This is a genomic window from Ornithinimicrobium cryptoxanthini, from assembly GCF_023923205.1.
Classification (GTDB): domain Bacteria; phylum Actinomycetota; class Actinomycetes; order Actinomycetales; family Dermatophilaceae; genus Ornithinicoccus; species Ornithinicoccus cryptoxanthini.
In genome coordinates this window covers 758,647-783,272 of sequence record NZ_CP099490.1, presented here as the reverse complement: position 1 = coordinate 783,272, position 24,626 = coordinate 758,647, and the positions used below count along the sequence as shown (strand labels likewise).

General features: G+C 66.6%; 32 protein-coding genes. 1 reads left to right on the top strand and 31 read right to left on the bottom strand.

All coding sequences use genetic code 11. The annotated features are described in order from the left end of the window. Positions 1-151: 151 nt before the first annotated feature. The 25 genes from map to NF557_RS03585 all read right to left on the bottom strand — a co-directional run bounded on the left by map (position 152) and on the right by NF557_RS03585 (position 14,249). Entirely contained in the window at positions 152-1,015 is an 864-nt protein-coding gene (map, locus tag NF557_RS03705; protein ID WP_252621733.1) for a type I methionyl aminopeptidase, read from the bottom strand. Positions 1,016-1,042: 27 nt separating this feature from the next. Further along, entirely contained in the window at positions 1,043-1,654 is a 612-nt protein-coding gene (locus NF557_RS03700; RefSeq protein WP_252621732.1) for an adenylate kinase, read from the bottom strand. After that, the gene (gene secY / locus NF557_RS03695; RefSeq protein ID WP_252621731.1) at positions 1,654-2,979 is read right to left on the bottom strand and encodes a preprotein translocase subunit SecY; all 1,326 of its coding nucleotides are present in this window, start codon (positions 2,977-2,979) and stop codon (positions 1,654-1,656) included. The genes NF557_RS03700 and secY overlap by 1 nt, the downstream gene beginning before the upstream one ends. Before the next feature lie 171 nt (positions 2,980-3,150). Then, on the bottom strand, positions 3,151-3,627 hold the full coding sequence (gene rplO / locus NF557_RS03690) for a 50S ribosomal protein L15 (RefSeq protein WP_252621730.1): 477 nt from the start codon (positions 3,625-3,627) through the stop codon (positions 3,151-3,153). Between the two features lie 2 nt (positions 3,628-3,629). Next, positions 3,630-3,812, bottom strand: coding sequence for a 50S ribosomal protein L30 (gene rpmD / locus NF557_RS03685; protein WP_252621729.1), 183 nt, complete (start codon positions 3,810-3,812; stop codon positions 3,630-3,632). Further along, positions 3,812-4,453 carry a 30S ribosomal protein S5 gene (gene rpsE, locus NF557_RS03680; protein ID WP_269762004.1) on the bottom strand — a complete coding sequence of 214 codons (642 nt, stop codon included), beginning with the start codon at positions 4,451-4,453 and terminating at the stop codon, positions 3,812-3,814. Before rpsE ends, rpmD begins: the two co-directional genes overlap by 1 nt. A 34-nt stretch (positions 4,454-4,487) precedes the next feature. Continuing rightward, positions 4,488-4,862 carry a 50S ribosomal protein L18 gene (gene rplR, locus NF557_RS03675; protein WP_280923979.1) on the bottom strand — a complete coding sequence of 125 codons (375 nt, stop codon included), beginning with the start codon at positions 4,860-4,862 and terminating at the stop codon, positions 4,488-4,490. A 3-nt stretch (positions 4,863-4,865) separates the two neighbouring features. After that, entirely contained in the window at positions 4,866-5,405 is a 540-nt protein-coding gene (gene rplF / locus NF557_RS03670) for a 50S ribosomal protein L6 (RefSeq protein WP_252621728.1), read from the bottom strand. A 17-nt stretch (positions 5,406-5,422) separates the two neighbouring features. Further along, positions 5,423-5,821 carry a 30S ribosomal protein S8 gene (rpsH, locus tag NF557_RS03665; RefSeq protein ID WP_252621727.1) on the bottom strand — a complete coding sequence of 133 codons (399 nt, stop codon included), beginning with the start codon at positions 5,819-5,821 and terminating at the stop codon, positions 5,423-5,425. 96 nt (positions 5,822-5,917) lie between these two features. Beyond that, positions 5,918-6,103 (bottom strand): type Z 30S ribosomal protein S14, encoded by a 186-nt coding sequence (locus tag NF557_RS03660; RefSeq protein ID WP_143782484.1) that lies wholly within the window; start codon positions 6,101-6,103, stop codon positions 5,918-5,920. Between the two features lie 3 nt (positions 6,104-6,106). Beyond that, a complete protein-coding gene (rplE, locus tag NF557_RS03655) occupies positions 6,107-6,703 on the bottom strand; it encodes a 50S ribosomal protein L5 (protein ID WP_280923978.1) in 597 nt (198 codons plus the stop codon). Continuing rightward, complete coding sequence (gene rplX / locus NF557_RS03650; RefSeq protein WP_252621726.1) at positions 6,703-7,065, bottom strand: 50S ribosomal protein L24; 363 nt, start codon at positions 7,063-7,065, stop codon at positions 6,703-6,705. Before rplX ends, rplE begins: the two co-directional genes overlap by 1 nt. A gap of 1 nt (position 7,066) precedes the next feature. Next, positions 7,067-7,435: a 50S ribosomal protein L14 gene (rplN, locus tag NF557_RS03645; RefSeq protein WP_109473935.1), complete on the bottom strand. Its 369-nt coding sequence runs from the start codon at positions 7,433-7,435 to the stop codon at positions 7,067-7,069. Between the two features lie 138 nt (positions 7,436-7,573). Then, positions 7,574-7,885 (bottom strand): 30S ribosomal protein S17, encoded by a 312-nt coding sequence (gene rpsQ, locus NF557_RS03640; RefSeq protein WP_252621725.1) that lies wholly within the window; start codon positions 7,883-7,885, stop codon positions 7,574-7,576. Between the two features lie 2 nt (positions 7,886-7,887). After that, a complete protein-coding gene (gene rpmC / locus NF557_RS03635) occupies positions 7,888-8,148 on the bottom strand; it encodes a 50S ribosomal protein L29 (protein ID WP_252621724.1) in 261 nt (86 codons plus the stop codon). Next, positions 8,148-8,567 carry a 50S ribosomal protein L16 gene (gene rplP, locus NF557_RS03630; RefSeq protein WP_252621723.1) on the bottom strand — a complete coding sequence of 140 codons (420 nt, stop codon included), beginning with the start codon at positions 8,565-8,567 and terminating at the stop codon, positions 8,148-8,150. The genes rpmC and rplP overlap by 1 nt, the downstream gene beginning before the upstream one ends. Further along, on the bottom strand, positions 8,567-9,439 hold the full coding sequence (gene rpsC, locus NF557_RS03625; protein WP_252621722.1) for a 30S ribosomal protein S3: 873 nt from the start codon (positions 9,437-9,439) through the stop codon (positions 8,567-8,569). The genes rplP and rpsC overlap by 1 nt, the downstream gene beginning before the upstream one ends. Then, positions 9,439-9,801, bottom strand: coding sequence for a 50S ribosomal protein L22 (rplV, locus tag NF557_RS03620; RefSeq protein ID WP_252621721.1), 363 nt, complete (start codon positions 9,799-9,801; stop codon positions 9,439-9,441). The genes rpsC and rplV overlap by 1 nt, the downstream gene beginning before the upstream one ends. 38 nt (positions 9,802-9,839) lie before the next feature. Next, positions 9,840-10,121 carry a 30S ribosomal protein S19 gene (rpsS, locus tag NF557_RS03615; RefSeq protein ID WP_252621720.1) on the bottom strand — a complete coding sequence of 94 codons (282 nt, stop codon included), beginning with the start codon at positions 10,119-10,121 and terminating at the stop codon, positions 9,840-9,842. A gap of 19 nt (positions 10,122-10,140) precedes the next feature. Next, entirely contained in the window at positions 10,141-10,980 is an 840-nt protein-coding gene (gene rplB / locus NF557_RS03610) for a 50S ribosomal protein L2 (protein ID WP_252621719.1), read from the bottom strand. A 36-nt stretch (positions 10,981-11,016) separates the two neighbouring features. After that, a complete protein-coding gene (gene rplW, locus NF557_RS03605) occupies positions 11,017-11,322 on the bottom strand; it encodes a 50S ribosomal protein L23 (RefSeq protein WP_252621718.1) in 306 nt (101 codons plus the stop codon). Next, the gene (gene rplD, locus NF557_RS03600) at positions 11,319-12,302 is read right to left on the bottom strand and encodes a 50S ribosomal protein L4, sunset domain variant (RefSeq protein ID WP_252621717.1); all 984 of its coding nucleotides are present in this window, start codon (positions 12,300-12,302) and stop codon (positions 11,319-11,321) included. Before rplD ends, rplW begins: the two co-directional genes overlap by 4 nt. Before the next feature lie 4 nt (positions 12,303-12,306). Then, positions 12,307-12,963 carry a 50S ribosomal protein L3 gene (gene rplC / locus NF557_RS03595; RefSeq protein ID WP_252621716.1) on the bottom strand — a complete coding sequence of 219 codons (657 nt, stop codon included), beginning with the start codon at positions 12,961-12,963 and terminating at the stop codon, positions 12,307-12,309. Positions 12,964-12,973: 10 nt separating this feature from the next. Continuing rightward, on the bottom strand, positions 12,974-13,282 hold the full coding sequence (gene rpsJ / locus NF557_RS03590) for a 30S ribosomal protein S10 (RefSeq protein ID WP_006946210.1): 309 nt from the start codon (positions 13,280-13,282) through the stop codon (positions 12,974-12,976). 400 nt (positions 13,283-13,682) lie between these two features. After that, positions 13,683-14,249, bottom strand: coding sequence for a YceI family protein (locus tag NF557_RS03585; RefSeq protein ID WP_252621715.1), 567 nt, complete (start codon positions 14,247-14,249; stop codon positions 13,683-13,685). A 117-nt stretch (positions 14,250-14,366) separates the two neighbouring features. Here NF557_RS03585 and NF557_RS03580 point away from each other — a divergent pair, with 117 nt between their 5' ends. Further along, positions 14,367-14,963, top strand: coding sequence for a DUF2599 domain-containing protein (locus NF557_RS03580; protein ID WP_252621714.1), 597 nt, complete (start codon positions 14,367-14,369; stop codon positions 14,961-14,963). Positions 14,964-15,071: 108 nt separating this feature from the next. Here the strand turns inward: NF557_RS03580 and tuf are convergent, their stop codons facing one another. The 6 genes from tuf to NF557_RS03550 form a co-directional block, all read right to left on the bottom strand. Then, on the bottom strand, positions 15,072-16,268 hold the full coding sequence (tuf, locus tag NF557_RS03575) for an elongation factor Tu (RefSeq protein ID WP_252621713.1): 1,197 nt from the start codon (positions 16,266-16,268) through the stop codon (positions 15,072-15,074). 105 nt (positions 16,269-16,373) lie between these two features. Beyond that, positions 16,374-18,476, bottom strand: coding sequence for an elongation factor G (fusA, locus tag NF557_RS03570; protein ID WP_252621712.1), 2,103 nt, complete (start codon positions 18,474-18,476; stop codon positions 16,374-16,376). A 58-nt stretch (positions 18,477-18,534) separates the two neighbouring features. Beyond that, positions 18,535-19,005, bottom strand: a complete 471-nt coding sequence (gene rpsG / locus NF557_RS03565; RefSeq protein ID WP_252621711.1) for a 30S ribosomal protein S7 — start codon at positions 19,003-19,005, stop codon at positions 18,535-18,537. Next, positions 19,005-19,379, bottom strand: a complete 375-nt coding sequence (gene rpsL / locus NF557_RS03560; RefSeq protein ID WP_252621710.1) for a 30S ribosomal protein S12 — start codon at positions 19,377-19,379, stop codon at positions 19,005-19,007. The genes rpsG and rpsL overlap by 1 nt, the downstream gene beginning before the upstream one ends. A 322-nt stretch (positions 19,380-19,701) precedes the next feature. Further along, a complete protein-coding gene (locus NF557_RS03555; protein WP_252621709.1) occupies positions 19,702-20,298 on the bottom strand; it encodes a GNAT family N-acetyltransferase in 597 nt (198 codons plus the stop codon). A 335-nt stretch (positions 20,299-20,633) separates the two neighbouring features. After that, positions 20,634-24,551 (bottom strand): DNA-directed RNA polymerase subunit beta', encoded by a 3,918-nt coding sequence (locus NF557_RS03550; protein ID WP_252621708.1) that lies wholly within the window; start codon positions 24,549-24,551, stop codon positions 20,634-20,636. Between the last annotated feature and the right edge of the window lie 75 nt (positions 24,552-24,626).

The window sequence follows — 24,626 nt, the reverse complement described above, 5'->3', positions numbered from 1 at the left end:
CAGGGCTGGCCTGGGTCCGTGGCGATCACAGGGTTGATTGCACTGCTGGTCCCGTCCCTGGACATCCCTGAAGGAGCCCAGACGTGGACCGAGGGTCAAGTCTACGTCACATGACCGCCAAGGCACCAATCGTCATCATCTGTCCGTCGACCTACGCAAGGGCATGGAACAGCGCCTGCGCTTCGGCCAACTTGGCCTGTCCGCCGTCAAGCGCGGTCAGCACCCAGAGTCCGCTCTCGGTGACGGCGACGGTGTTCTCCCAGTGCGCGGCCCGGGAGGAGTCGTTGGTGACGACGGTCCAGTCGTCCTCCAGCGTGGTCGTCTCAATGGTGCCAAGGGTGATCATGGGCTCGATCGCCAGCGTCGCCCCGGCGGGCACGGTCGGCCCCTTGGAGGTGACGGCGTAGTTGGGCACGTGCGGGTCCATGTGCATCTCCGTGCCGATGCCGTGCCCCACATAGTCCTCGAGGATCCCGTAGACCAGGTCCTGCCCGGCGGCACGACGGCGCTCCAAGGCGGCATCCGCGCTCTCCTCCACCGCGTCACCGACGGCGAACAGCCGGCCACCGGCGCGCAGCGCGGCGATCCCGGCCCACATCGAGGCCTCGGTGTCCTCCACGAGCGCGACGTCCTCGGGACGGCCTGCCTCGGGGCCACTGACGATCAAAGAGATGGCCGCGTCACCGTGCCACCCCTGGAAGATCGCGCCGCAGTCGATGGAGACCAGGTCACCGTCGCGCAGGACCCGCTCCCCCGGTATGCCGTGCACGACCTCCTCGTTGACGCTCACGCAGAGCGAGCCCGGGAAGCCGTGGTAGCCCTTGAAGGACGGGATGCTGTCGCTGCTGCGGATGAACTCCTCGGCGAGGGCGTCGAGCTGGCCCGTCGTGGTGCCGGCCACCGCACGCTCACGGACCAGCTGCAGGGTCCGGCCGACGACCAGGCCGGCCTCGCGCATCAGCAGGATCTGCTCGGTGGTCTTGGCCTCGATCTTGGGACGGCGCAGGAAGGACATCGGTGTATGCCGGGGGTCAGGTTCCGCTCAACGAGCGGAGCCGTTGACCCCGTTAGCACCATTGGAGCCGTTGGTCCGGGTGTCGAGCGCCTCCTGGACCCGGGCCGCGACCTCGTCAACGCTTCCCATGCCGTCGACCTGTCGCAGCAGTCCCCGCTCGGAGTAGACCTGCGCCAGGGGCGCCGTCTCCTCGGCATACTTGCTCATGCGGGCCCGGATCACGTCCTCGGTGTCGTCGGCGCGCCCCTGCTCCTGAGCCCGGACCAGCAGTCGCTCCACGACCTCATCGGTCTGCACCACGAGCTCGAGGACCAGGTCCAACCGCGCACCCTGGTCGGTCAGCATCTCGTCGAGGGCGTCCACCTGACCCAGGGTCCGCGGGTAACCGTCCAGCAGGAAGCCAGCAGCGGCGTCCGACTTGGTCAGGCGGTCCCGCACGATGTCGTTGGTGATCTCGTCGGTGACGTAGCCGCCGGTGGCGAGGATCGCCTTGACCTGCTTGCCGAGGTCGGTCTCGTTCTTGATGTTGGTCCGGAAGATGTCCCCGGTCGAGATCGCCGGGATCCCCCGGTGCTCCGCGATCCGCGTGGCCTGGGTGCCCTTGCCCGCTCCCGGGGGGCCGAGGATGATCATGCGCATCAGCGGAGGAACCCTTCATAGTCGTGCTGCTGGAGCTGGGACTCGATCTGCTTGACCGTCTGGAGACCCACTCCCACGATAATGATGATGGATGCGCCACCGAACGGGAAGTCCTGGCTCGTGCCGAGCACGTTGAACGCGATCAACGGGATCAGCGACAGGATCGCCAGATAGATCGCGCCGGGGGTGGTGATGCGGTTGACGACGTACTCGAGGTACTCAGCCGTCGGACGGCCCGCACGGATGCCGGGGATGAAGCCGCCGTACTTCTTCATGTTGTCGGCGACGTCGGTGGGGTTGAACGTGACCGACGTGTAGAAGAACGTGAAGAAGATGATCATCACGGTGTAGATGAGCATGTAGAGCCAGTGGGTGTCCTGACCGCTGACGCCCATGCCGAGGTAGCGGTTGACCCAGGTGACCCACGACGGCGGGGCGGACCCGTCGCTGGGGGTGTTGAACTGACCGATCATCGTCGGCAGCATCAGGATCGAGCTGGCGAAGATGATCGGGATGACGTTGGCCATGTTCAGCTTCAGCGGGATGTAGGTGGACGTGCCGCCGTACTGACGCCGCCCGATCATCCGCTTGGCGTACTGCACCGGGATGCGGCGCTGGCACTGCTCGACGAAGACGACCAGGGTCATGATCACCAGCCCGAGGGCCAGGACCAGGATCAGGGTGGCCAGGGAGCGCTGCTGGATGACCGCGAGCGAGGTCGGGAAGCCGGCGGCGATCGCCACGAAGATCAGCAGCGACATGCCGTTGCCGACGCCGCGCTCGGTGATCTGCTCGCCGAGCCACATGATCAGGCCGGTGCCGGCGGTCATCGTCAGCACCATCAGGACCAGGACGCCGACGGACTCGTCGGGCATCACCGTCGCGCAGGAGGTGCCGAACAGGGAGGAGGGGTTGCGGGCGAAGGTGATCAGCGTGGAGGACTGCAGCACCGCCAGACCGATGGTCAGGTAGCGGGTGTACTGCGTCATCTTCGTCTGGCCCGACTGGCCCTCCTTCTTCAGCTCCTCGAACCGCGGGATGACCACGGTGAGCAGCTGCACGATGATCGCCGCGGTGATGTAGGGCATCACGCCCAGGGCGAAGATCGACAGCTGGAGCAGGGCCCCGCCGCTGAAGAGGTTGACCATGCCGAGCGCGGCGTTGGTGCCGCTGGCCAGGTCCTGGCAGCGCTGCACCAGGCTGTAGTCAATCCCGGGGGCAGGGATGTGGCTGCCGAGGCGGAAGACCGCCAGGATGCCGAGCGTGAAGAGGATCTTCTTGCGAAGATCAGGCGTCTTGAACGCCCGCACGAACGCGGAAAGCACGAGGATTTTCCTCCCAAGGATCCCGCACAGGCGGGGTCAAGCAGTATCGGGTGACGATAACACCCGTGGGTGGTGACAGACGAAGCCCCGGGTGCCTGAGGCACTCCGGGGCTTCGTCATGCTGCGTGGATCAGGGCACGGCGACCAAGGTCGACGGGCCCCAGACGCATCTCAGGCCTCGGCGATCGTTCCGCCGGCGGACTCGATCTTGTCCTTGGCGCTGGCCGAGAAGCGCACGCCGGTCACCTGGATGGCAGCGGTGATCTCACCGGTGCCCAGGACCTTGACCGGCTGGTCCTTGCGGACCGCGCCCTTGGCGACCAGGTCCTCGACCGTCACGGCGCCACCCTGGGGGTAGAGCTCGGACAGCTTGTCGAGGTTGACGACCTGGTAGGTCGTCTTGAACCGGTTCTTGAAACCGCGGAGCTTGGGCAGCCGCATGTGCAGCGGGGTCTGCCCACCCTCGAAGGCCTCGGGCACCTGGTAACGAGCCTTGGTGCCCTTGGTGCCCCGACCGGCGGTCTTGCCCTTGGACGCCTCGCCACGACCCACGCGGGTCTTGGCGGTCTTGGCTCCCGGGGCGGGACGCAGGTGGTGCACCTTCAGTGCGCTGGTGCCCTTGGCACCGGTGTCGACGGTGTCAGCCATCGTCAGTCAACCTCCTCGACGGTCACCAGGTGGGCGACCGCACGGACCATGCCACGGAACTCCGGGCGGTCCTCCTTGATAACCGTGTGACCGATGCGCTTGAGGCCCAGCGAACGCAGGGACTCGCGGTGCATGTGCTTGCCACCGATCTCGGACTTGATCTGGGTCACCTTCAGCTGAGCCATCAGGCACCTGCCTCTGCACGGGCCTTGAGCATCGCTGCCGGAGCGACGTGCTCCAGCGGCATGCCGCGGCGAGCGGCGACGGCCTCCGGCGGCTCCAGGTCCTTCAGAGCCTGCACCGTGGCGTGCACCACGTTGATGGAGTTGTCCGAACCCAGCGACTTGCTGAGCACGTCGTGGATGCCGGCGCACTCCAGCACGGCGCGCACCGGACCACCGGCGATGACACCTGTACCCGGGCTGGCCGGACGCAGCATCACGACACCGGCTGCCTTCTCACCCTGCACCGGGTGCGGGATGGTGCCGGCGATGCGGGGGACGCGGAAGAAGTTCTTCTTGGCCTCCTCGACGCCCTTGGCGATGGCCGCGGGCACCTCCTTGGCCTTGCCGTAGCCCACGCCCACGGTGCCGTCGCCATCGCCCACCACGACGAGCGCGGTGAAGCTGAAGCGGCGACCACCCTTGACGACCTTGGCCACGCGGTTGATCGTGACGACGCGCTCCATGTACTGGTTGCGCTCTTCCTCACGACCGCCGCGACGGTTGTCGCGGTTGTCCCGGCGATCGCCGCGTCCACCGCGGCGGTCCGAGTTGCTGTCGGTGCCGCTGGTGGCACCGGTCCCACGGCGCTGGTTGTCAGCCATCAGACGGTCCTCTTCTCGTTGCTGTTGATCGCGGTCACAGGGACAGACCGCCCTCTCGTGCACCGTCGGCGATCGCGGCGACGCGACCCGCGTAGCGGTTGCCACCGCGGTCGAACACGACGGCCTCGACCCCAGCAGCCTTGGCCCGCTCGGCGAGCAGCTCGCCGACGCGCTTGGCCTTGGCGGTCTTGTCACCGTCGAGTTCGCGCAGGTCGGCCTCCATGGTGGAGGCAGAGGCGATGGTGCGGCTCGCACTGTCGTCGACCAGCTGGACGAAGACGTGACGCGAGGAGCGGTTCACAACCAGGCGCGGACGCGCGGTCGTGCCCTCGATCTTCTTGCGCAGACGGGCGTGCCGGCGGATGCGCGAGGCATTCTTGCCCTTGGGACGCTTGACGATCATTGCCATGGCTTACTTACCAGCCTTTCCGACCTTGCGACGGATGTGCTCACCCTCGTAGCGCACACCCTTGCCCTTGTACGGGTCGGGCTTGCGGAGCTTGCGAATATTCGCAGCCGTCTCACCGACGAGCTGCTTGTCGATCCCGGACACGGCAAAGCGCGTCGGGTTCTCGACCTGGAAGGAGATGCCCTCAGGGGCCTTGACCAGGATCGGGTGCGAGTAGCCCAGGGCGAACTCGAGGTCCGAGCCCTTGGCCACGACGCGATAACCCGTGCCGTGGATCTCCAGCTTCTTGGTGTAACCGTTGGTCACGCCCTCCACCATGTTGGCGATGAGCGAACGGGTCAGTCCGTGCAGGGCACGGGACTCACGCTCGTCGTTCGGGCGGGCCACCTGCAGCGCACCGTCCTCGCCCGGGCCCACGGTGATCGGCTCGGCAACCTGGTGCGCGAGCTGACCCTTGGGGCCCTTGACGGTGACGCTGCTGCCGTCGATGGTCACGTCCACGCCAGAGGGCACGGTGACCGGAAGTCGTCCAATACGAGACATGTCTTAATCCTCCGTTCTCACCAGACGTAGGCGAGGACTTCCCCACCTACACCCTTCTGGGCCGCCTGCCGGTCGGTCAACAGGCCGGAGGAGGTGGAAATGATGGCCACACCGAGACCGCCGAGCACGCGCGGCATGGCGGTGGACTTGGCGTACACGCGCAGACCGGGCTTGGAGACCCGGCGCACACCGGCGATCGAACGCTCACGGTTCGGGCCGTACTTGAGGTCGATCATCAGGGTCTTGCCCACCTCGGCGTCCTCAACGGACCAGCCGCCGATGTAGCCCTCAGCCTGCAAGATCTCCGCAATGTGCGACTTGAGCTTGGAAAACGGCATGCTTACCTGGTCCTTGTGCGCCGAGTTGGCGTTCCGGATGCGGGTCAGCATGTCCGCGATCGGGTCGGTCATTGTCATTGGGCTTCGTGCCCTTCCTCACCGCGGTTTCAGCCAGCCCGATGCGGGTGGCCGACCTGCGATGTAGCAGTTCGTGGATGAATGGGAGGTGCGGGATTACCAGCTGGACTTGGTGACGCCGGGCAGCTCGCCCGCGTGCGCCATCTCGCGCAGGCAGATCCGGCACAGGCCGAACTTGCGGTAAACCGAGTGGGGCCGGCCGCAGCGCTGGCACCGGGTGTAGCCCCGGACCTTGAACTTCGGCTTACGGTTGGCCTTGTTGACAAGTGCAGTCTTCGCCACGGGTCAGTTCTCCTTGAACGGGAAGCCGAGGGCCCGCAGCAGGGCGCGCCCCTCGTCGTCGTTGGTGGCGGTGGTCACCACGGTGATGTCCATGCCACGCACGCGGTCGATCCGGTCCTGGTCGATCTCGTGGAACATCGACTGCTCGGTCAGACCGAAGGTGTAGTTGCCCCGACCATCGAACTGCTTCGGGGACAGGCCACGGAAGTCGCGGATGCGAGGCAGCGCCAGGGACAGCAGACGGTCCAGGAACTCCCACATGCGGTCGCCGCGCAGCGTGACGTGCGCGCCGATCGGCATGCCCTCACGCAGCTTGAACTGCGCAATTGACTTGCGGGCCTTGGTCACGGCCGGCTTCTGACCGGTGATCGTGGCCAGGTCCTTGATCGCGCCCTCGATCAGCTTGCTGTCGCGGGCGGCCTCGCCGACACCCATGTTCACGGTGATCTTGACGACCCCCGGAACCTGCATGTGGTTGACGTAGCCGAACTCCTTGAACAGGGTCGACTTGACCTCGTCGGCATACCGCGTCTTGAGGCGGGGCACCTGGCGCTCCGTCTCGGTGGCGGTCTCGCTGGTGGTGGTGGTCTCGGTCGTCATCACAGGTCCTTACCCGAGCGCACGGACACGCGGGTGCGCTGCTGCTTGGTCCGGCCGTCGCGCTCGACGCTCTCGACGCGGGTGCGGACGCGGGTCGGCTTCTTGGTCTCGGGGTCCACGATGGCCACGTTGCTCACGTGGATCGGGGCCTCGACGACCTGGATGCCGCCGGTGTTCACACCCTGGTTGTCACCAGCCTTGGTGTGCTTGGTGACGCGGTTGATGCCCTCGACGAGCACCCGGTTGGTCTCCGGGTAGACGACGATGACCCGACCCTGCTTGCCCAGGTCGCCGCCCTCGTCCTGCTTGCGGCCGCTGATGACCTGCACCAGGTCGTTCTTCTTGATGCGAAGCTTCGCCATCTCAGATCACCTCCGGTGCCAGTGACACGATCTTCATGAACTTCTTGTCGCGCAGCTCACGGCCGACCGGGCCGAAGATGCGGGTGCCACGGGGGTCACCGTCCGCCTTCAGGATCACGGCCGCGTTCTCGTCGAACTTGATGTAGGAGCCGTCCGGACGACGACGCTCCTTCTTGGTGCGAACGATGACCGCCTTGACGACGTCACCCTTCTTCACGTTTCCACCGGGGATGGCGTCCTTGACTGCGGCGACGATGGTGTCACCCACGCCCGCGTACCGGCGGCCGGAGCCACCGAGCACACGGATGCAGAGGATCTCCTTCGCACCGGTGTTGTCCGCGACGCGCAGTCGCGACTCCTGCTGGATCACTGTCGAACTCCTGTCGTCGAGCCGGTTCTCTCCCGAACCTGCCGGATGAGCCTTGCCGAACGTTGTGGATGAATGGTCTTACGCTCCCCCACGCTTGTCTTGGGGGGTACACGGGGGGCGGACCCCCCGTGCGTGTGTTTACTTGGCCTTCTCGAGGATCTCCACGACGCGCCACCGCTTGGTCGCGGACAGCGGACGGGTCTCCATGATGAGCACGCGGTCGCCGATGCCGGCAGCGTTCTCCTCGTCGTGCGCCTTCACCTTGCTGTTGCGGCGCAGGACCTTGCCGTAGAGGGCGTGCTTGACGCGGTCCTCCACGGTGACCACCACGGTCTTGTCCATCTTGTCGCTGACCACGAGGCCCTGGCGGGTCTTGCGGTCGTTGCGCCCGGACTCCGTGGCGGCTGCGGCTCCGTCTGCGGGAGCCTGGGTCTCGATGTTCTCAGTCATCGTCAGCCCACCTTCTCGGTCGTGGTCTCATCGGCGGTGGCCTCGCGGCCAATGCCGAGCTTGCGCTCGTTCATCTCGGTGTAGATGCGGGCGATGTCCTTGCGGACCGCGCGCAGCCGACCGTGGCTCTCCAGCTGGCCGGTGGCCGACTGGAACCGCAGGTTGAAGAGCTCCTTCTTGGCTGTCGCCAGTGCGTCCGCGAGTGCGCTGGCCTCCAGGCCACGCAGCTGCTCGGGCGTCAGGTCCTTGCTTCCGACCGCCATCAGATGTCACCACCCTCACGCGCGATGAAGCGACACTTCATCGGCAGCTTGTGCATTGCCAGGCGCATCGCCTCACGGGCGACGTCCTCCGAGACACCAGACAGCTCAAACATGACGCGGCCCGGCTTGACGTTTGCGACCCACCACTCGGGCGAGCCCTTGCCCGAACCCATGCGGGTCTCGGCAGGCTTCTTGGTGAGCGGGCGGTCCGGATAGATGTTGATCCAGACCTTGCCGCCACGCTTGATGAAGCGGGTCATCGCGATTCGAGCGGACTCGATCTGGCGGTTGGTGACGTAGGCGGGCTCGAGAGCCTGGATGCCGTAGTCACCGAAGGCGATTGCGGTGCCGCCCTTGGCGGCGCCGCTGCGACCAGGGTGGTGCTGCTTGCGGTGCTTGACTCGACGTGGGATCAACATCAGGACTGCTCTCCCTCAGGACGTGCCGGGGTGTCGGTGGCCGGAGCCTCGACGGGCGCACCGGCGGCGGCCTCCGTGGCCGGGGCCTCGGTGGCGGTGCCGGCGTCACGACGGGGACCACGACCGGCGCGGTCATCGCGACGCGGGCCACGGTCGTCACGGCGGGGGCCACGGTCATCACGACGCGGGCCACGCGACGGCGGGGCGGCAGCCTGCTCGCGAGCAAGCTCCTTGGCCGTCAGGTCACCCTTGTAGATCCAGACCTTCACACCGATGCGACCGAACGTCGTGCGGGCCTCGTAGAAGCCGTAGTCGATGTTCGCGCGCAGCGTGTGCAGCGGGACGCGGCCCTCGCGGTAGAACTCGGACCGGGACATCTCGGCGCCGCCGAGTCGACCCGAGCACTGGATCCGGATGCCCTTGGCACCCGCGCGCAGCGAGGACTGCATCCCCTTGCGCATCGCGCGGCGGAACGTCACGCGGGCAGCGAGCTGCTCGGCGATGCCCTGGGCCACGAGCTGGGCGTCCGTCTCGGGGTTCTTGACCTCGAGGATGTTGAGCTGCACCTGCTTGCCGGTGAGCTTCTCGAGCTCACCGCGGATGCGGTCGGCCTCGGCGCCTCGACGACCGATGACGATCCCGGGGCGTGCGGTGTGGATGTCCACCCGCACCCGGTCACGGGTGCGCTCGATCTCGACCTTGCTGATGCCGGCGCGGTCCATGCCGGTCGACATCAGGTTGCGGATCGCCACGTCTTCCTTGACGTAGTCGCGGTAGCGCTGACCCGGCTTGGTCGAGTCGGCGAACCAGCGGCTGCGGTGGTCCGTGGTGATCCCCAGGCGATAGCCGTTCGGGTTGATCTTCTGCCCCATTAGCGGGCACCTCCCTGCTTCTCGCCCACCAGCAGAGTGATGTGGCTGGTGCGCTTGAGGATGCGGCTGGCGCGCCCCTGGGCACGCGGACGGAACCGCTTCATGGTCGGACCCTCGTCGACGAAGGCCGAGGTGACGACGAGCTGGTGCTCGTCGAACGGCTGCGCCGTCTGGTCGGCGGCGTAGCGAGCGTTGGCGATGGCGCTGTTGAGCACCTTCAGCACCGGCTCGCTGGCACCCTGCGGTGAGAACCGCAGGATCGCGATCGCCTCATCGGCCGACTTGCCGCGGATCATGTCCACGACACGGCGAGCCTTCTGCGGGGTGACGCGGACGAACCGCGCCTGTGCCCTGGCTTCCATGGTGGTTTCCTCAGTGGTGTTGTTGGTCGCGTGAGTTGTCATCGACGGCGACCCTTCTTGTCGTCCTTGTCGTGACCCTTGAAGGTGCGGGTCGGAGCAAACTCACCGAGCTTGTGACCGACCATCGACTCGGTCACGAAGACCGGGACGTGCTTGCGACCGTCGTGCACGGCCAGCGTGTGGCCGAGCATGTCGGGAGTGATCATCGAACGACGGGACCAGGTCTTGATGACGTTCTTGGTGCCGGCTTCGTTCTGGGTCTCGACCTTCTTGACGAGGTGATCGTCAACGAAGGGACCCTTCTTCAGACTACGAGGCATGTGTTCGCTTGCTCCCTACTCAGCGCTTCTTCTTGCCAGTGCGGCGGCGACGAACGATGAGCTTGTCGCTGGGCTTGTTCGGACGACGGGTGCGGCCCTCAGGCTGACCCCACGGGCTGACCGGGTGACGACCACCGGAGGTCTTGCCCTCTCCACCACCGTGCGGGTGGTCGACCGGGTTCATCACGACACCACGGACGGTCGGGCGCTTGCCCTTCCACCGCATCCGGCCGGCCTTGCCCCAGTTGATGTTGCTCTGCTCGGCGTTGCCGACCTCGCCGATGGTGGCGCGGCAGCGGGCGTCCACGTTGCGGATCTCACCGGACGGCATACGCACCTGGGCGTAGGGGCCGTCCTTGGCGACGAGCTGCACACGGGTGCCGGCCGAGCGGGCGATCTTCGCGCCGCCACCGGGCTTGAGCTCGATGGCGTGGATGACCGTACCGACCGGGATGTTGCGCATCGGCAGGTTGTTGCCCGGCTTGATGTCGGCCGAGGGACCCTGCTCGATCGAGTCACCCTGACGCAGCTTGTTCGGCGCGATGATGTAGCGCTTCTCGCCGTCCGCGTAGTGCAGCAGCGCGATGCGCGCCGTGCGGTTGGGGTCGTACTCGATGTGGGCCACCTTGGCGGGCACGCCGTCCTTGTCATGGCGACGGAAGTCGATGACGCGGTAGGCGCGCTTGTGGCCACCACCGATGTGACGGGTCGTGATGCGACCAGAGTTGTTGCGTCCACCCGACTTGGTCAGCGGACGGACCAGCGACTTCTCCGGAGTGGAGCGGGTCACCTCGACGAAGTCGGCGACGCTGGAGCCACGACGGCCCGGCGTTGTCGGCTTGTACTTACGAATAGCCATGATTTAAGAAGTCCTCGTCTCGTCTCGACAGCCGGCTCAGAGCGTGCCGAAGATGTCGATGGTGCCTTCGCGAAGCGTGACGATCGCCCGCTTGGTGTCCTTGCGCTTGCCCAGGCCGAACCGGGTGCGACGGGTCTTGCCGACGCGGTTCAGCGTGTGGACCGACTCGACCTTGACGCCGAAGACCGACTCCACGGCCCGCTTGATCTCGGACTTGTTGGCCCGGGGGTCCACCACAAAGGTGTACTTGCCCTGGTCCAGAAGCGTGTAGGCCTTCTCGGAGACGACCGGGGAGATCAGGATCTCGCGCGGGTCCTTGCTGGCCTCGACTGCGGTGCTCACTTGGTGCCCTCCTCATCGGTGCCGACGTCCAGGCCCGCGTCCGCGGACTGGGCGGCCGCGCCACCTGCCGGCGCGAAGCCAGCAGCCTCGGCGGCCTCAGCTGAACGGAACCACACCTCGGCGACCGTCTGGTCATACCAGCGGGAGCCCTCGACGTGGTACTTCATCGAGTCCTTGTTGCCCTTGACGGAGAAGCCCTCGGGGGCGGAGCCGTCCTCGGTCGCTGCGGCCGAGTCGGCGCCGAAGCCACCGTCGACCAGCGTGGCCGGCTCGGACGCCTCGACCACGGTCTCGGTCTCGGCCTCGGCGGCAGGCGCCGCCTCAGTCTCCGCGACCGGAGTGGCAGCTGCATCGACCCGGCGGCCCTCGATGAACGAGGTGAGCGCCACCTGGGTGAAGACGATGTCGTCGGCGCACAGCACGTCATACGTGTTGAGCTGGTCGACGAACAGCACGTGGACGTCGGCCAGGTTGCGCAGGCTCTTCAGACCGATTTCGTCGGCCCGGTCGATCACGACCAGGAGGTTCGCCCGCTCAGTGAGGCCGCTCAGCGCCGCGAACGCCGTCTGGGTGGAGGGGGTCTGCCCCTCGACCAGTGCGCTCAAGCAGTGGATGCGTCCGTGACGGGCCCGGTCGGACAGGGCACCGCGCAGGGCGGCGGCCTTCATCTTCTTGGGTGTCCGCTGGCTGTAGTCCCGCGGCTGCGGGCCGTGGACGATGCCACCGCCGGCGAACTGCGGCGCACGGATCGAACCCTGACGGGCGCGGCCGGTGCCCTTCTGGCGGTAGGGCTTGCGGCCACCACCGCGGACCTCGGCCCGCGTCTTGGTGGAGTGCGTGCCCTGGCGTGCCGCGGCCAGCTGGGCCACGACGACCTGGTGGATCAGGGGCACGTTGGTCTGCACGTCGAAGATCTCGGCGGGCAGCTCAACGGTCCCGGCGTCTCCGCCGGTCGGCTTGGTGATAGTGATGCTCGTCATCGCGTCAGGCCCCCTTGACTGCGGTGCGGACGAGGACGACGCTGCCGCGCGGGCCCGGAACGGCACCCTTGATCAGCAGCAGGCCCTTGTCTGCGTCCACGGCGTGGATGGTGAGGTTCTGCGTGGTCTGGCGCTCGCCACCCATGCGGCCGGCCATGCGCTGGCCCTTGAAGACGCGACCCGGGGTCGACGCTCCGCCGATGGAACCGGGCTTGCGGTGGTTGCGGTGCGCACCGTGGGAGGCGCCCACGCCGTGGAAGCCGTGACGCTTCATGACTCCGGCAAAGCCCTTGCCCTTGGTCTTGCCGGTGACGTCGACGGTCTGGCCGCTCTCAAACGTCTCGACGGTGAACTCCTGGCCGACCTGGTAGTCAGCCGCATCGCTGGTGCGCAGCTCGGCGACATAGCGACGCGGGGTGACCCCGGCCTTCTCGAAGTGACCCTTGGTGGGCTGGTTGACCTTGCGCGGGTCGATCGCGCCAAAAGCAATTTGGATGGCGTTGTAGCCGTCAGTGTCGGCGTCGCGCACCTGTGTCACGACACAGGGGCCAGCCTTGATCACGGTCACGGGCACCAGGCGGTTGTCGGCATCCCAGACCTGGGTCATGCCGAGCTTCTCGCCGAGGACGCCCTTGACGCTGCGTTCGGTAGTAGCAGTCATGGTGGAGCCCTTACAGCTTGATCTCGATGTTGACATCAGCCGGCAGGTCGAGACGCATCAGCGAATCGACCGCCTTCGGCGTCGGGTCGACAATGTCGATCAGACGCTTGTGCGTGCGCATCTCGAAGTGCTCGCGGCTGTCCTTGTACTTGTGGGGCGACCGGATGACGCAGAACACGTTCTTCTCCGTCGGCAGCGGCACCGGGCCGACCACGGTCGCGCCGGCACGGGTCACCGTGTCGACAATCTTGCGCGCCGAGCTGTCGATGACCTCGTGGTCATAGGACTTCAGCCGGATGCGGATCTTTTGTCCCGCCATCGCTTGTCTGACTCTCTCTCGTCGTACTAGGAACTTATGGCCGTCCAGGTGGTCTCCGACCCCCGAGGTCGGGCGTGTCGCCCTACTGCCGGGCACCAGACGACACACTCTCATCTGGTGGTGGTGTTCGGAGCCCGGCCTGGCCGGGGCTTGCGCTCCCCCTGCCCGCCCCCGGTGCCGGATGGCACTTCAGAGCGTGCTGGGTGGCTGAGACACCAACGTCAGTCAGCGCCGCGCGTCAAGCAACCTGTCTAGTGTGCCACGACTTCTGGCCCTGGCCCAAATCGAGGCGCGGAGGCGCCGCACCCACGCCGGTGACACCCCGGAGTCACCCGGCGGGGTCCCGTGAAGGACGCCGGTGCGGTCGGCATACCAAGGGTCTGCGGGCCCCGCGGACCGCTCAGCCCTGGGGCTCGTCCTCGACCTTGATCGCGGAGATCTCGAACTCGAGGGTGACCTTCTCCGAGACCAGCACACCGCCGGTGTCGAGCGGGAGGTTCCACTCCAGACCGTAGTCGCGTCGGTTGAGCCGGCGGGTGGCTTCGAAGCCGGCCCGCAGGTTGCCCATCGGGTCCCGGCTGACACCGAGCAGCGCGATCGGGATCGCCACCTGCTTGGTCGTGTCCCGGATCGTCAGGTCGCCCACCACCATGAAGTTGCCCTCTTCGACCTCATCGATCGTGGAGCTGACGAAGACGATCTCGGGGTAGTTCTCGACATCGAAGAAGTCAGGGCTGCGCAGGTGCCCGTCGCGCTTGTCGTTGCGCGTGTCGACACTGGCTGCCTGGAGACGGACCACCACGGTCGACTGGTCGAGGTTGTCCACGTCGAGGTCGATGATGCCCTCGACGTCGTTGAACGCACCGCGGACCGTGGTGATCATCGCGTGCTTGGCCGAGAACCCGACCCGGGTGTGCTCAGGGTCGAATCGCCACTGGCCGCCCATCGAAGAATCAAGTTCCGACATGGCACTCCTCGGGTTCGCGCGACGTCTAGCGTCCCTGGCACTCAGGGCACCGAGCCGACGCTACCCTGAGGGGCCCCTCGTGCCCAACTGGCCACGCCGACAGGAAGGTGAGGACGAGTGTCGCGATCTGTCGGGCACCGCCTGTCAGCGGCTCTCCTGATCGTCGGTATGTCGGCACTCACGGGCGCCTGCGCCGGCCCGCCGACCTCGCCCACGGCCGAGCCGACAGGGCTCACGACCGGGCTCACGACCGAGCCGACCCCGGAGCCGGGCGCCTCATCCCCGAGCGAGGTGGCAGGCAGTGCCACGACGCAGAGACCCTCTCCCCCCACTTCGTCAACGCACCCGTCAACGCACCCGGCACCGGAGGAGGCGAGCCGGACCGGCGCTGCTCCCAGCCCGTGCGAGAGCGAGGCTCTCATCGAGGCGGCCGAGTGGATCGAGCTGGATGGCCGCTCCTCCCTGGAGGTGCGGCCCACCGAGGTCCTGCGCCAGTGCGGGCTGCACGGCGCGTCCGAGAAGGCCTGGCCCGAGGTGCTGGAGCTCATCCCCGACGCGGACACCGACGGGATGCGGGAGCAGTTCACCTGCCACGTGCTCTTTGCGCCGACCAAGGACGTGTGGCACCTCGAGCCGTGGCGCCCCGTCGTCGACGGTCCGCAGCTCCTGGCCGCCCGGTGCAACCCCGGTGGAGCCGACCCCGACCTGGGGTGACCGGGGCTGCCGGAGCCGGGCACAGCAAAGGGCCCGCAACCTGTGCAGGTTGCGGGCCCTTCGACTTCTCGCTGGGCCGGGCCCAGCAGTTGAGTTCAGTGCGTCAGGTCACTTGATGATCTTGGTGACCCGGCCGGCGCCGACGGTGCGACCACCCTCACGGATGGCGAACTTCAGGCCGTCCTCCATGGCGATCGGCTGGATCAGCTCGACCGTCATCTCGGTGTTGTCACCGGGCATGACCATCTCGGTGCCCTCGGGCAGGTGCACGACACCGGTGACGTCCGTGGTCCGGAAGTAGAACTGCGGACGGTAGTTGTCATAGAACGGCGTGTGACGGCCACCCTCGTCCTTGGACAGGATGTAGACGTTGGCCTCGAAGTCGGTGTGCGGCGTGATCGAACCCGGCTTGCAGACGACCTGGCCGCGCTCGACGTCCTCGCGCTTGGTGCCACGCAGGAGCAGACCGACGTTCTCGCCCGCACGACCCTCGTCGAGGAGCTTGCGGAACATCTCGATGCCGGTCACGATCGTCTTGGCGGGGGGACCCGTGTGGATGCCGACGATCTCGACCTCCTCGTTGACGTTCAGGATGCCGCGCTCGATGCGACCGGTGACGACGGTGCCACGACCGGTGATCGTGAAGACGTCCTCAACAGGCATCAGGAACGGCTTCTCGGTGTCGCGCTCCGGCTCGGGGATCGACTCGTCGATAGCGTTCATCAGGTCCATGAGCTTGTCGCCCCACTCGGCGTCGCCCTCGAGCGCCTTCAGCGCCGAGACCTGGACGACCGGCAGGTCGTCGCCCGGGAAGTCGTAGGAGGACAGCAGTTCGCGGACCTCCATCTCGACGAGCTCCATGATCTCCTCGTCGTCGACCATGTCGGACTTGTTCAGCGCCACGACGATGTAGGGAACGCCGACCTGGCGGGCCAGGAGGACGTGCTCCTTGGTCTGCGGCATCGGGCCGTCGGTGGCCGCCACGACCAGGATCGCACCGTCCATCTGGGCAGCACCGGTGATCATGTTCTTGACGTAGTCAGCGTGACCCGGGCAGTCCACGTGCGCGTAGTGACGCTTCTCGGTCTGGTACTCGATGTGCGAGATCGAGATCGTGATGCCGCGCTGCTTCTCTTCGGGCGCCTTGTCGATCGTGTCGAACGCGGACGCCTCGTTGAGGGTCGGGAACTTGTCGTGCAGGACCTTGGAGATGGCTGCCGTCAGCGTCGTCTTGCCGTGGTCGATGTGACCGATGGTGCCGATATTGACGTGCGGCTTGCTCCGCTCGAACTTGGCCTTAGCCACTGGGGTCCTCCTCAGGACTCGGTGTTGTCATCGCCACTGCTTCCTTGTCGAGGTGGCGATATCTTGCAAGTGTGGTGGTCGAAACTCCGGTGGGGAGTCTACTGCTCACTCACCACGGATTTTCTTGATGATCTCCTCCGCGACGTTCCGGGGAACCTCGGCGTAGGAGTCGAACTGCATCGTGTAGTTGGCGCGACCCTGGGTCTTGGACCGAAGGTCACCAACGTACCCGAACATCTCCGACAGCGGGACCACTGCACGGACGATCTTGGCGCCGCTGATGTCCTCCATGGCCTGGATCTGGCCACGGCGGGAGTTCAGGTCACCGATCACATCACCCATGTACTCCTCGGGCGTGCGAACCTCGACGGCCATCACGGGCTCGAGCAGGACCGGGTCCGCCTTGCGGACCGCCTCCTTGAGCACCATGGAACCGGCAATCTTGAACGCCATCTCCGAGGAGTCGACGTCGTGGTAGGCACCGTCGAGCAGGGTCGCCTTGATGCCCACCAGCGGGTAGCCCGCGAGGACACCGAGCTGCATGGCCTCCTGGATGCCCTGGTCGACACTGGGGATGTACTCGCGCGGGATGCGTCCACCGGTGACGGCGTTCTCGAACGTGTAGAGCTCGCCCTCGGTGGTGTCCATCGGCTCGAAGGTCATCTGCACCTTCGCGAACTGGCCGGAGCCACCCGTCTGCTTCTTGTGGGTGTAGTCGTACTTCACCACGGGGCGACGGATGGTCTCGCGGTAGGCCACCTGCGGCGCACCGACGTTGGCCTCGACCTTGAACTCCCGCTTCATGCGGTCGACCAGGATGTCGAGGTGGAGCTCGCCCATGCCACCGATGATGGTCTGGCCGGTCTCGTCGTCGAGGCGGACCGTGAAGGTCGGGTCCTCCTGCGCCAGCTTCTGGATCGCGGTGCCGAGCTTCTCCTGGTCACCCTTGGTCTTGGGCTCGATGGCCACGTGGATGACCGGCTCCGGGAAGGTCATCGACTCCAGGATGATCTGGTTGCCGATGTCGCAGAGAGTGTCGCCGGTGGTGGTGTCCTTCAGCCCGATCACGGCGTAGATGTGACCTGCGGAGGCCTTGTCGACCGGGTTCTCCTTGTTGGCGTGCATCTGGAACAGCTTGCCCAGACGCTCCTTCTTGCCCTTGGTCGCGTTCATGACCGGCTGACCACCGCTGATCTCACCGGAGTAGACCCGGATGTAGGTCAGCGTGCCGAAGAACGGGTGCGTGGCGATCTTGAAGGCCAGGGCCGCGAACGGCTCCGTGGTGTCTGCCTTGCGGTAGATCACCGTCTCCTCGTCGCCGGGCTCGTGGCCCTCGGTCGGACGGACGTCCATCGGGCTGGGCAGGTAGGCGATGACCGCGTCGAGCAGGGGCTGGACGCCCTTGTTCTTGAACGCGGTCCCACAGAAGACCGGGTTGACCTCGCTGTCCAGCGTCAGCTTGCGCACGCCGGCCTTGATCTCGTCCTCGGTCAGCTCCTCGCCACCGAGGAACTTCTCCAGGAGCTCGTCGTCAGCCTCAGCCACCTTCTCGACGAGCAGGTTGCGGTACTCCTCGGCCTTGGCCTGCAGCTCCGCCGGGATCTCCTCGATGTCGTAGTCCTCGCCCAGCGCGGTCTCGCCGTGCCAGGTCAGGGCCTTCATGCGGACCAGGTCGATGACGCCGACGAAGTCAGCCTCGGCACCGATCGGAAGCTGCATCACCAGCGGGGTCGCGCCGAGGCGGTCCACCATGGTCTGCACCGAGTAGTAGAAGTCCGCGCCCATCTTGTCCATCTTGTTGATGAAGCACATGCGCGGCACGCCATACTTGTCGGCCTGGCGCCAGACAGTCTCGGACTGCGGCTCCACACCTTCCTTGCCGTCGAAGACCGCCACTGCACCGTCCAGGACGCGCAGGTTGCGCTCGACCTCGACGGTGAAGTCGACGTGGCCGGGCGTGTCGATCAGGTTGATCTGGTGGCCCTTCCAATAGCTGGTGACGGCCGCGGAGGTGATGGTGATCCCCCGCTCCTTCTCCTGCTCCATCCAGTCGGTGGTCGAGGCACCGTCGTGGGTCTCGCCCATCTTGTGCTTCACACCGGTGTAGAACAGGATGCGCTCGGTGGTCGTGGTCTTGCCGGCATCGATGTGAGCCATGATGCCGATGTTGCGGACCATCGTCAGGTCCGTCAGGACGTCCTGTGCCACTGTGTCTCTTCTCTAGCTCGAATGCGTATGTCGTCTGGTCGCGGTCGGAAGACCAGCGTCACCAGCGGTAGTGCGCGAAGGCCTTGTTGGCCTCGGCCATCTTGTGGGTGTCCTCGCGGCGCTTCACCGCGGCACCCAGACCGTTGCTGGCGTCCAGGATCTCGTTCATGAGGCGCTCGGTCATCGTCTTCTCACGACGCTGACGGGAGTAGCCGACCAGCCAGCGCAGCGCCAGCGTGGTGGAGCGACCCGGCTTGACCTCGATCGGCACCTGGTAGGTCGCACCGCCGACACGGCGGCTCTTGACCTCCAGCGCGGGGCGGACGTTGTCCAGACCGCGCTTCAGCGTGGCCACGGGGTCGGTGCCCGTCTTGTCGCGGACGCCCTCAAGGGCGCCGTAGACGATGGTCTCGGCGACGGACTTCTTGCCGTCCACCAGGATCTTGTTGACCAGCTGGGTGACCAGCGTCGACCCATAGACCGGGTCGGAGATCAGCGGACGCTTGGGAGCGGGGCCCTTGCGAGGCATTACTTCTTCTCCTTCTTCGCGCCGTAACGGGAACGCGCCTGGTTGCGGCCCTTGACACCCTGGGTGTCGAGCGAGCCGCGGACGATCTTGTAGCGCACGCCGGGGAGGTCCTTCACACGACCACCGCGGACGAGCACGATGGAGTGCTCCTGCAGGTTGTGACCAACACCCGGGATGTAGGCCGTGACCTCGATGCCGCTGGTCAGCTTCACGCGAGCGACCTTGCGCAGGGCCGAGTTCGGCTTCTTGGGGGTGGTGGTGTAGACGCGGGTGCAGACACCGCGCCGCTGCGGGTTGCCCTTCAGGGCGGGACTGTCGGACTTTTTCGCCTTGTCCTGGCGCCCCTTGCGGACGAGCTGGTTGATTGTGGGCACTGATTCTCCGTCAGTTGATGTGTTCTGCGCTCCCCGACAACGCTGCCGGATCACGCTCCTTGGTCTGCCGACGCTGCACCCGAGGTCGGGTGTGTCGCGCCGGTGCTCTCCCCTGCACTTCCTGCCCGAGGCCACGGCACTGCCAGACTGCTGACGGTTGGTGGACCCACGCGGGCTGCCCGGCGAGAGGTTGCTGTCACCGGGACCTAGCCCGACAACACGCGCGCAGATAGGTCTGCGCACACAAGCCGCAAGAATACCGCCCGGGCATGCTAGGAGCCAAATCAACGGATCAGCACGTCATCGCACCGCCGCTGGCAGCTCACCGGACACGCTCGCCGGGCAGCAGGCTCCAGAGCTCGTCGTCCCACCACGCGGACCCGTCAGGTGCCAGCACGGCGGACCGGTCGATCCCGTCACGGATGAATCCGAGCCGGGCCAGCAGCCTCGAGGAGCGGACTGCCGGCGCGAAGACCCGCGCCGTGATGCGCCGGACCCCTGCCACCCGGAAGGCCCGCTCGAGGACCGCCCCGACACACTCGGCGGCCAGACCCTGACCCTGCACCCGGGGGTGGAACGCATAACCCAGTGCCGCCTCGACCTCTGAGGTGCTCGCCGGCCCCATCGCGGAGCGGCGGCGCAGACGAAGGCGCACGTCACCGACGACGTGCCCGTCCTGCTCGACCACGACGGTCACGGCCTCCCGGTCTCGCAACCACTGGGCGAGCAGGTCAGCGGTCTGCTCGAGATCCAGCGCCGGGTGGCCGAGGAACTGGGTGACTGCCGGCATACCGAGGTAGTCCTGCAGGTCGGCGACATCGCCCTCGCGCACCGCCCGGAGCAGACAACGCTCGGTCGGCACCGGGAGCTCGCCGGTCAGTGCCGCTGCCGCGCGGACCACCTCTGCCTGCGCTTCCACTTCCCCGAGTCTGGCACGGCGGGGCCCGCCCCGGCGGCGACCCCCCGATCAGCACGCTCGTCCGCGGCGACCTGAGGCGCACCCGTGAGCGCCTTGGTTCGACCTCCCAGATGTCCGCCGCGGCCAACATTTTAACGGTCACAATCGCGCCGTCACCAATCAGCGGCCACACGCCAGGGTTCGACCTCCCAGATGCCCGCCGCGGCCAACATTCCAACGGTCACAATCGCGCCGTCACCAATCAGCGGCCACACGCCAGAGGTGGTGGGGACGCCGAAGGGGGCGCACCGGCTGGGTGCGCCCCCTTCGGGGTGTTGCGTATGACGAGGAGCGGCTCAGTAGCGCTCGTCACCCACGGACAGGTCGTCCAGGCGGACGGCCTCGCCCGAACCCGGACCGAAGGCCGGGTACTCGAACTGGTCGTAGTCCGGGACGGCGTAGGCGGCTGCCTTGGCCTCCTCCGTGGGCTCCACGGTGAGGTTGCGGTAGCGCGGCAGGCCGGTGCCGGCCGGGATCAGCTTGCCGAGGATGACGTTCTCCTTCAGCCCCAGCAGCGGGTCGGACTTGGCCTGCATGGCCGCCTCCGTCAGCACCCGGGTGGTCTCCTGGAAGGAGGCGGCGGACAGCCACGAGTCGGTGGCCAGCGAGGCCTTCGTGATGCCCATCAGCTCCGGACGACCCGAGGCCGGCTTGCCGGACTCGGACACGACGCGACGGTTCTCGGTCTCGAACCGGCCGCGCTCGACCAGCTCACCCGGCAGCAGACGGGCGTCGCCGGCCTCGATGACCGTGATCCGACGCAGCATCTGCCGCACGATGACCTCGATGTGCTTGTCGTGGATCGACACACCCTGCTGGCGATAGACCGCCTGCACCTCGTCGACCAGGTGCTGCTGAGCAGCACGCGGGCCGAGGATGCGCAGCACCTGCTTGGGGTCGATCGCACCCTGGACCAGCTGGCGTCCGACCTCGACGTGCTCGCCGTCGGCGATCAGCAGGCGGGCCCGCTTGGTGACCGGGTAGGCGTGCTCCTCGGAGCCGTCGTCCGGGACCAGCAGGATCCGACGGGACTTGTCAGTGTCCTCGATCTGGACGCGACCGGAGGCCTCGGCGATCGGGGCGACCGCCTTGGGCGTGCGGGCCTCGAACAGCTCGACGACTCGCGGCAGACCCTGCGTGATGTCGTCACCGGCCACACCACCGGTGTGGAAGGTGCGCATCGTCAGCTGGGTGCCCGGCTCACCGATCGACTGGGCCGCGATGATGCCGACGGCCTCACCGATGTCGACCAGCTTGCCGGTGGCCAACGAGCGGCCGTAGCACTTGGCACAGGTGCCGACCAGCGACTCACACGTGAGCACCGAGCGGACCTTGACGTCCTTGACACCAGCCGCGACCAGCGCGTCGATGACCACGTCACCGAGGTCGATGCCGGCCTCAGCCAGGACCTGACCGTCGTGCTCGACGTTCTGTGCGAGCGTGCGGGCATAGACCGAGGTCTCCACGTCATCGTGCTCACGCAGGTCCCCGCTCGGGGTCTCCACGCCGATCGGCATGAGGAAGCCGCGGTCGGTGCCACAGTCGTCCTCACGGATGATCACGTCCTGGCTGACGTCCACCAGACGACGGGTCAGGTAGCCCGAGTCGGCGGTGCGCAGCGCGGTGTCGGCCAGTCCCTTGCGGGCACCGTGCGTGGAGATGAAGAACTCCAGCACCGACAGGCCCTCACGGAAGTTGGACTTGATCGGACGCGGGATGATCTCACCCTTGGGGTTGGCCATCAGGCCACGCATGCCGGCGATCTGACGCAGCTGGAACCAGTTGCCTCGAGCACCCGAGGTCACCATCCGATAGATGGTGTTGTCCTTGGGCATCGTGGTCTCGAGCTCCTTGGCCACCTCGTTGGTCGCCTGGGTCCAGATCTCGATGAGCTCCTGACGGCGCTCGTCGTCGGTGATCAGACCACGCTCATACTGCGTCTGGACCTTGGCCGCCTTGGCGTCATAGATGTCCAGGATCTCGCCCTTGCGCACCGGGGTCATCACATCGGAGATGGCCACGGTCGTGCCCGAGCGGGTCGCCCAGTAGAAGCCGGTGTCCTTCAGCGAGTCCAGTGACGCCGCGACCTGCACCTTGGTGTAGCGCTCGGCGAGGTCGTTGACGATCGCGGACAGCCTCTTCTTGTCGACCACGTCGTTGACGAACGGGTAGTTCGGCGGCAGGGAGATGTTGAAGATCGCCCGGCCCAGCGTGGTGTCGACCAGGAACTCGGAGACGATGCCGTCCTCGGTGACCTCGGCGCCCTCGGGCAGCTCGTGCCCCAGCGGTGCCGCGGTCTGGGTGACCCGCAGCCGGATCGGCGTGCCGACCTCGATCTGACCGGCGTCGAAGGCCATCTGCGCCTCAGCAATCGAGGCGAACGACCGGCTGACCGGGGTCTCCTCGTCGGTCTCGGCCTGCTCACCGTTGTCCGAGAACGCCTCGGACGTCAGGTGGAACAGCCCGATGACCATGTCCTGGGTCGGCATGGTCACGGGGCGACCGTCGGCCGGCTTAAGGATGTTGTTGCTCGAGAGCATCAGGATCCGGGCCTCGGCCTGGGCCTCTGCCGAGAGCGGCAGGTGCACGGCCATCTGGTCACCGTCGAAGTCCGCGTTGAAGGCGGTGCAGACGAGCGGGTGGATCTGGATGGCCTTGCCCTCGACCAGCTGCGGCTCGAACGCCTGGATGCCGAGGCGGTGCAGCGTGGGCGCACGGTTCAGCAGCACGGGGTGGTCGGTGATGACCTCCTCGAGCACGTCCCACACCACGGAGCGGCCGCGCTCGACCATCCGCTTGGCGGACTTGATGTTCTGTGCGTGGTCCAGGTCGACCAGACGCTTCATCACGAACGGCTTGAACAGCTCCAGCGCCATCTGCTTGGGCAGACCACACTGGTGCAGCTTCAGCTGCGGGCCGACGACGATGACCGAACGGCCGGAGTAGTCGACGCGCTTGCCGAGCAGGTTCTGACGGAACCGACCCTGCTTGCCCTTGAGCATGTCGGACAGCGACTTCAGCGGCCGGTTGCCCGGGCCGGTGACGGCGCGACCACGACGGCCGTTGTCGAACAGGCTGTCGACGGCCTCCTGCAGCATCCGCTTCTCGTTGTTGACGATGATCTCCGGAGCGCCCAGGTCGAGCAGACGCTTGAGCCGGTTGTTCCGGTTGATCACGCGGCGATAGAGGTCGTTGAGGTCGGAGGTCGCAAAGCGGCCACCGTCCAGCTGCACCATCGGACGCAGGTCCGGCGGGATGACCGGGACGCAGTCCAGGACCATGCCGTCGGGGTTGTTGACAGTGGTCAGGAAGGAGGTAACGACCTTGAGCCGCTTGATGGCGCGGGTCTTCTTCTGGCCCTTGCCGGTCGCGATGATCTCGCGCAGCAGCACGACCTCGGCCTCGAGGTCGAAGGTCTGCAGACGCTTCTGCAGCGCCGCCGCCCCCATGCCGCCCTCGAAGTACTGACCGAACCGGTCGCGCATCTCGCGGTAGAGGATCTCGTCACCCTCCAGGTCCTGGACCTTGAGGTTCTTGAAGCGGTCCCAGACCTGGTCGAGACGCTCGACCTGCTGGTCGGCCCGACGACGGATCTGGTTCATCTCGCGCTCGGCACCGTCGCGCACCTTGCGCTTGGCGTCGCTCTTGGCACCCTCGGCCTCGAGCTCGGCGATGTCGGCCTCGAGCTTCTTGTGACGCGTCTCGACGTCGGCGTCCCGGCGGTTCTCCAGGGCCTTGCGCTCGGTGTCGATCTCAGCCTCGAGCGAGGGCAGGTCCTTGTGCCGGGCGTCCACGTCGACGGAGGTGATCATGTAGGCCGCGAAGTAGATGACCTTCTCCAGGTCCTTCGGCGCCAGGTCGAGCAGGTAGCCCAGTCGGCTCGGAACACCCTTGAAGTACCAGATGTGCGTCACGGGAGCAGCGAGCTCGATGTGACCCATCCGCTCTCGGCGCACGCCGGCGCGGGTCACCTCGACGCCACAGCGCTCACAGATGATGCCCTTGAAGCGGACCCGCTTGTATTTGCCGCAGTAGCACTCCCAGTCCCGGGTCGGACCGAAGATCTTCTCGCAGAAGAGCCCGTCCTTTTCCGGCTTCAGGGTGCGGTAGTTGATGGTCTCAGGCTTTTTCACTTCGCCGTGGCTCCAGCGACGGATGTCCTCCGCCGTGGCCAGGCCAATCCGCAACTCGTCGAAGAAGTTGACGTCGAGCACGTGGATCCTCTCGTGAGACGAAGCTCGTCTCAGTTAGGTCTTACAACAGTTCTTAGTGGCGTATGCCGTGGAGCC

Bases quoted from the DNA above. Each gene is read 5' to 3' on its own strand.
- rpsH (WP_252621727.1), bottom strand. From the start codon at position 5,821: ATGACAATGACCGACCCGATCGCGGACATGCTGACCCGCATCCGGAAC.
- rplE (WP_280923978.1), bottom strand. From the start codon at position 6,703: ATGACGACCGAGACCACCACCACCAGCGAGACCGCCACCGAGACGGAG.
- rplD (WP_252621717.1), bottom strand. From the start codon at position 12,302: ATGACGAGCATCACTATCACCAAGCCGACCGGCGGAGACGCCGGGACC.
- NF557_RS03585 (WP_252621715.1), bottom strand. From the start codon at position 14,249: ATGTCGGAACTTGATTCTTCGATGGGCGGCCAGTGGCGATTCGACCCT.
- rplX (WP_252621726.1), bottom strand. From the start codon at position 7,065: ATGGCGAAGCTTCGCATCAAGAAGAACGACCTGGTGCAGGTCATCAGC.
- rpsG (WP_252621711.1), bottom strand. From the start codon at position 19,005: ATGCCTCGCAAGGGCCCCGCTCCCAAGCGTCCGCTGATCTCCGACCCG.
- rpmC (WP_252621724.1), bottom strand. From the start codon at position 8,148: ATGGCGGTCGGAAGCAAGGACCTGACGCCCGAGCAGCTGCGTGGCCTG.
- NF557_RS03700 (WP_252621732.1), bottom strand. From the start codon at position 1,654: ATGCGCATGATCATCCTCGGCCCCCCGGGAGCGGGCAAGGGCACCCAG.
- rplO (WP_252621730.1), bottom strand. From the start codon at position 3,627: ATGGCTGACACCGTCGACACCGGTGCCAAGGGCACCAGCGCACTGAAG.
- rplB (WP_252621719.1), bottom strand. From the start codon at position 10,980: ATGGCTATTCGTAAGTACAAGCCGACAACGCCGGGCCGTCGTGGCTCC.
- rplV (WP_252621721.1), bottom strand. From the start codon at position 9,801: ATGGAAGCCAGGGCACAGGCGCGGTTCGTCCGCGTCACCCCGCAGAAG.
- rplP (WP_252621723.1), bottom strand. From the start codon at position 8,567: ATGTTGATCCCACGTCGAGTCAAGCACCGCAAGCAGCACCACCCTGGT.
- rplF (WP_252621728.1), bottom strand. From the start codon at position 5,405: ATGTCTCGTATTGGACGACTTCCGGTCACCGTGCCCTCTGGCGTGGAC.
- rpsQ (WP_252621725.1), bottom strand. From the start codon at position 7,885: ATGACTGAGAACATCGAGACCCAGGCTCCCGCAGACGGAGCCGCAGCC.
- rpsJ (WP_006946210.1), bottom strand. From the start codon at position 13,282: ATGGCGGGACAAAAGATCCGCATCCGGCTGAAGTCCTATGACCACGAG.
- rpsS (WP_252621720.1), bottom strand. From the start codon at position 10,121: ATGCCTCGTAGTCTGAAGAAGGGTCCCTTCGTTGACGATCACCTCGTC.
- rplR (WP_280923979.1), bottom strand. From the start codon at position 4,862: ATGGCAATGATCGTCAAGCGTCCCAAGGGCAAGAATGCCTCGCGCATC.
- rpsE (WP_269762004.1), bottom strand. From the start codon at position 4,453: ATGGCTGACAACCAGCGCCGTGGGACCGGTGCCACCAGCGGCACCGAC.
- rplC (WP_252621716.1), bottom strand. From the start codon at position 12,963: ATGACTGCTACTACCGAACGCAGCGTCAAGGGCGTCCTCGGCGAGAAG.
- rpsC (WP_252621722.1), bottom strand. From the start codon at position 9,439: ATGGGGCAGAAGATCAACCCGAACGGCTATCGCCTGGGGATCACCACG.
- rpmD (WP_252621729.1), bottom strand. From the start codon at position 3,812: ATGGCTCAGCTGAAGGTGACCCAGATCAAGTCCGAGATCGGTGGCAAG.
- map (WP_252621733.1), bottom strand. From the start codon at position 1,015: ATGTCCTTCCTGCGCCGTCCCAAGATCGAGGCCAAGACCACCGAGCAG.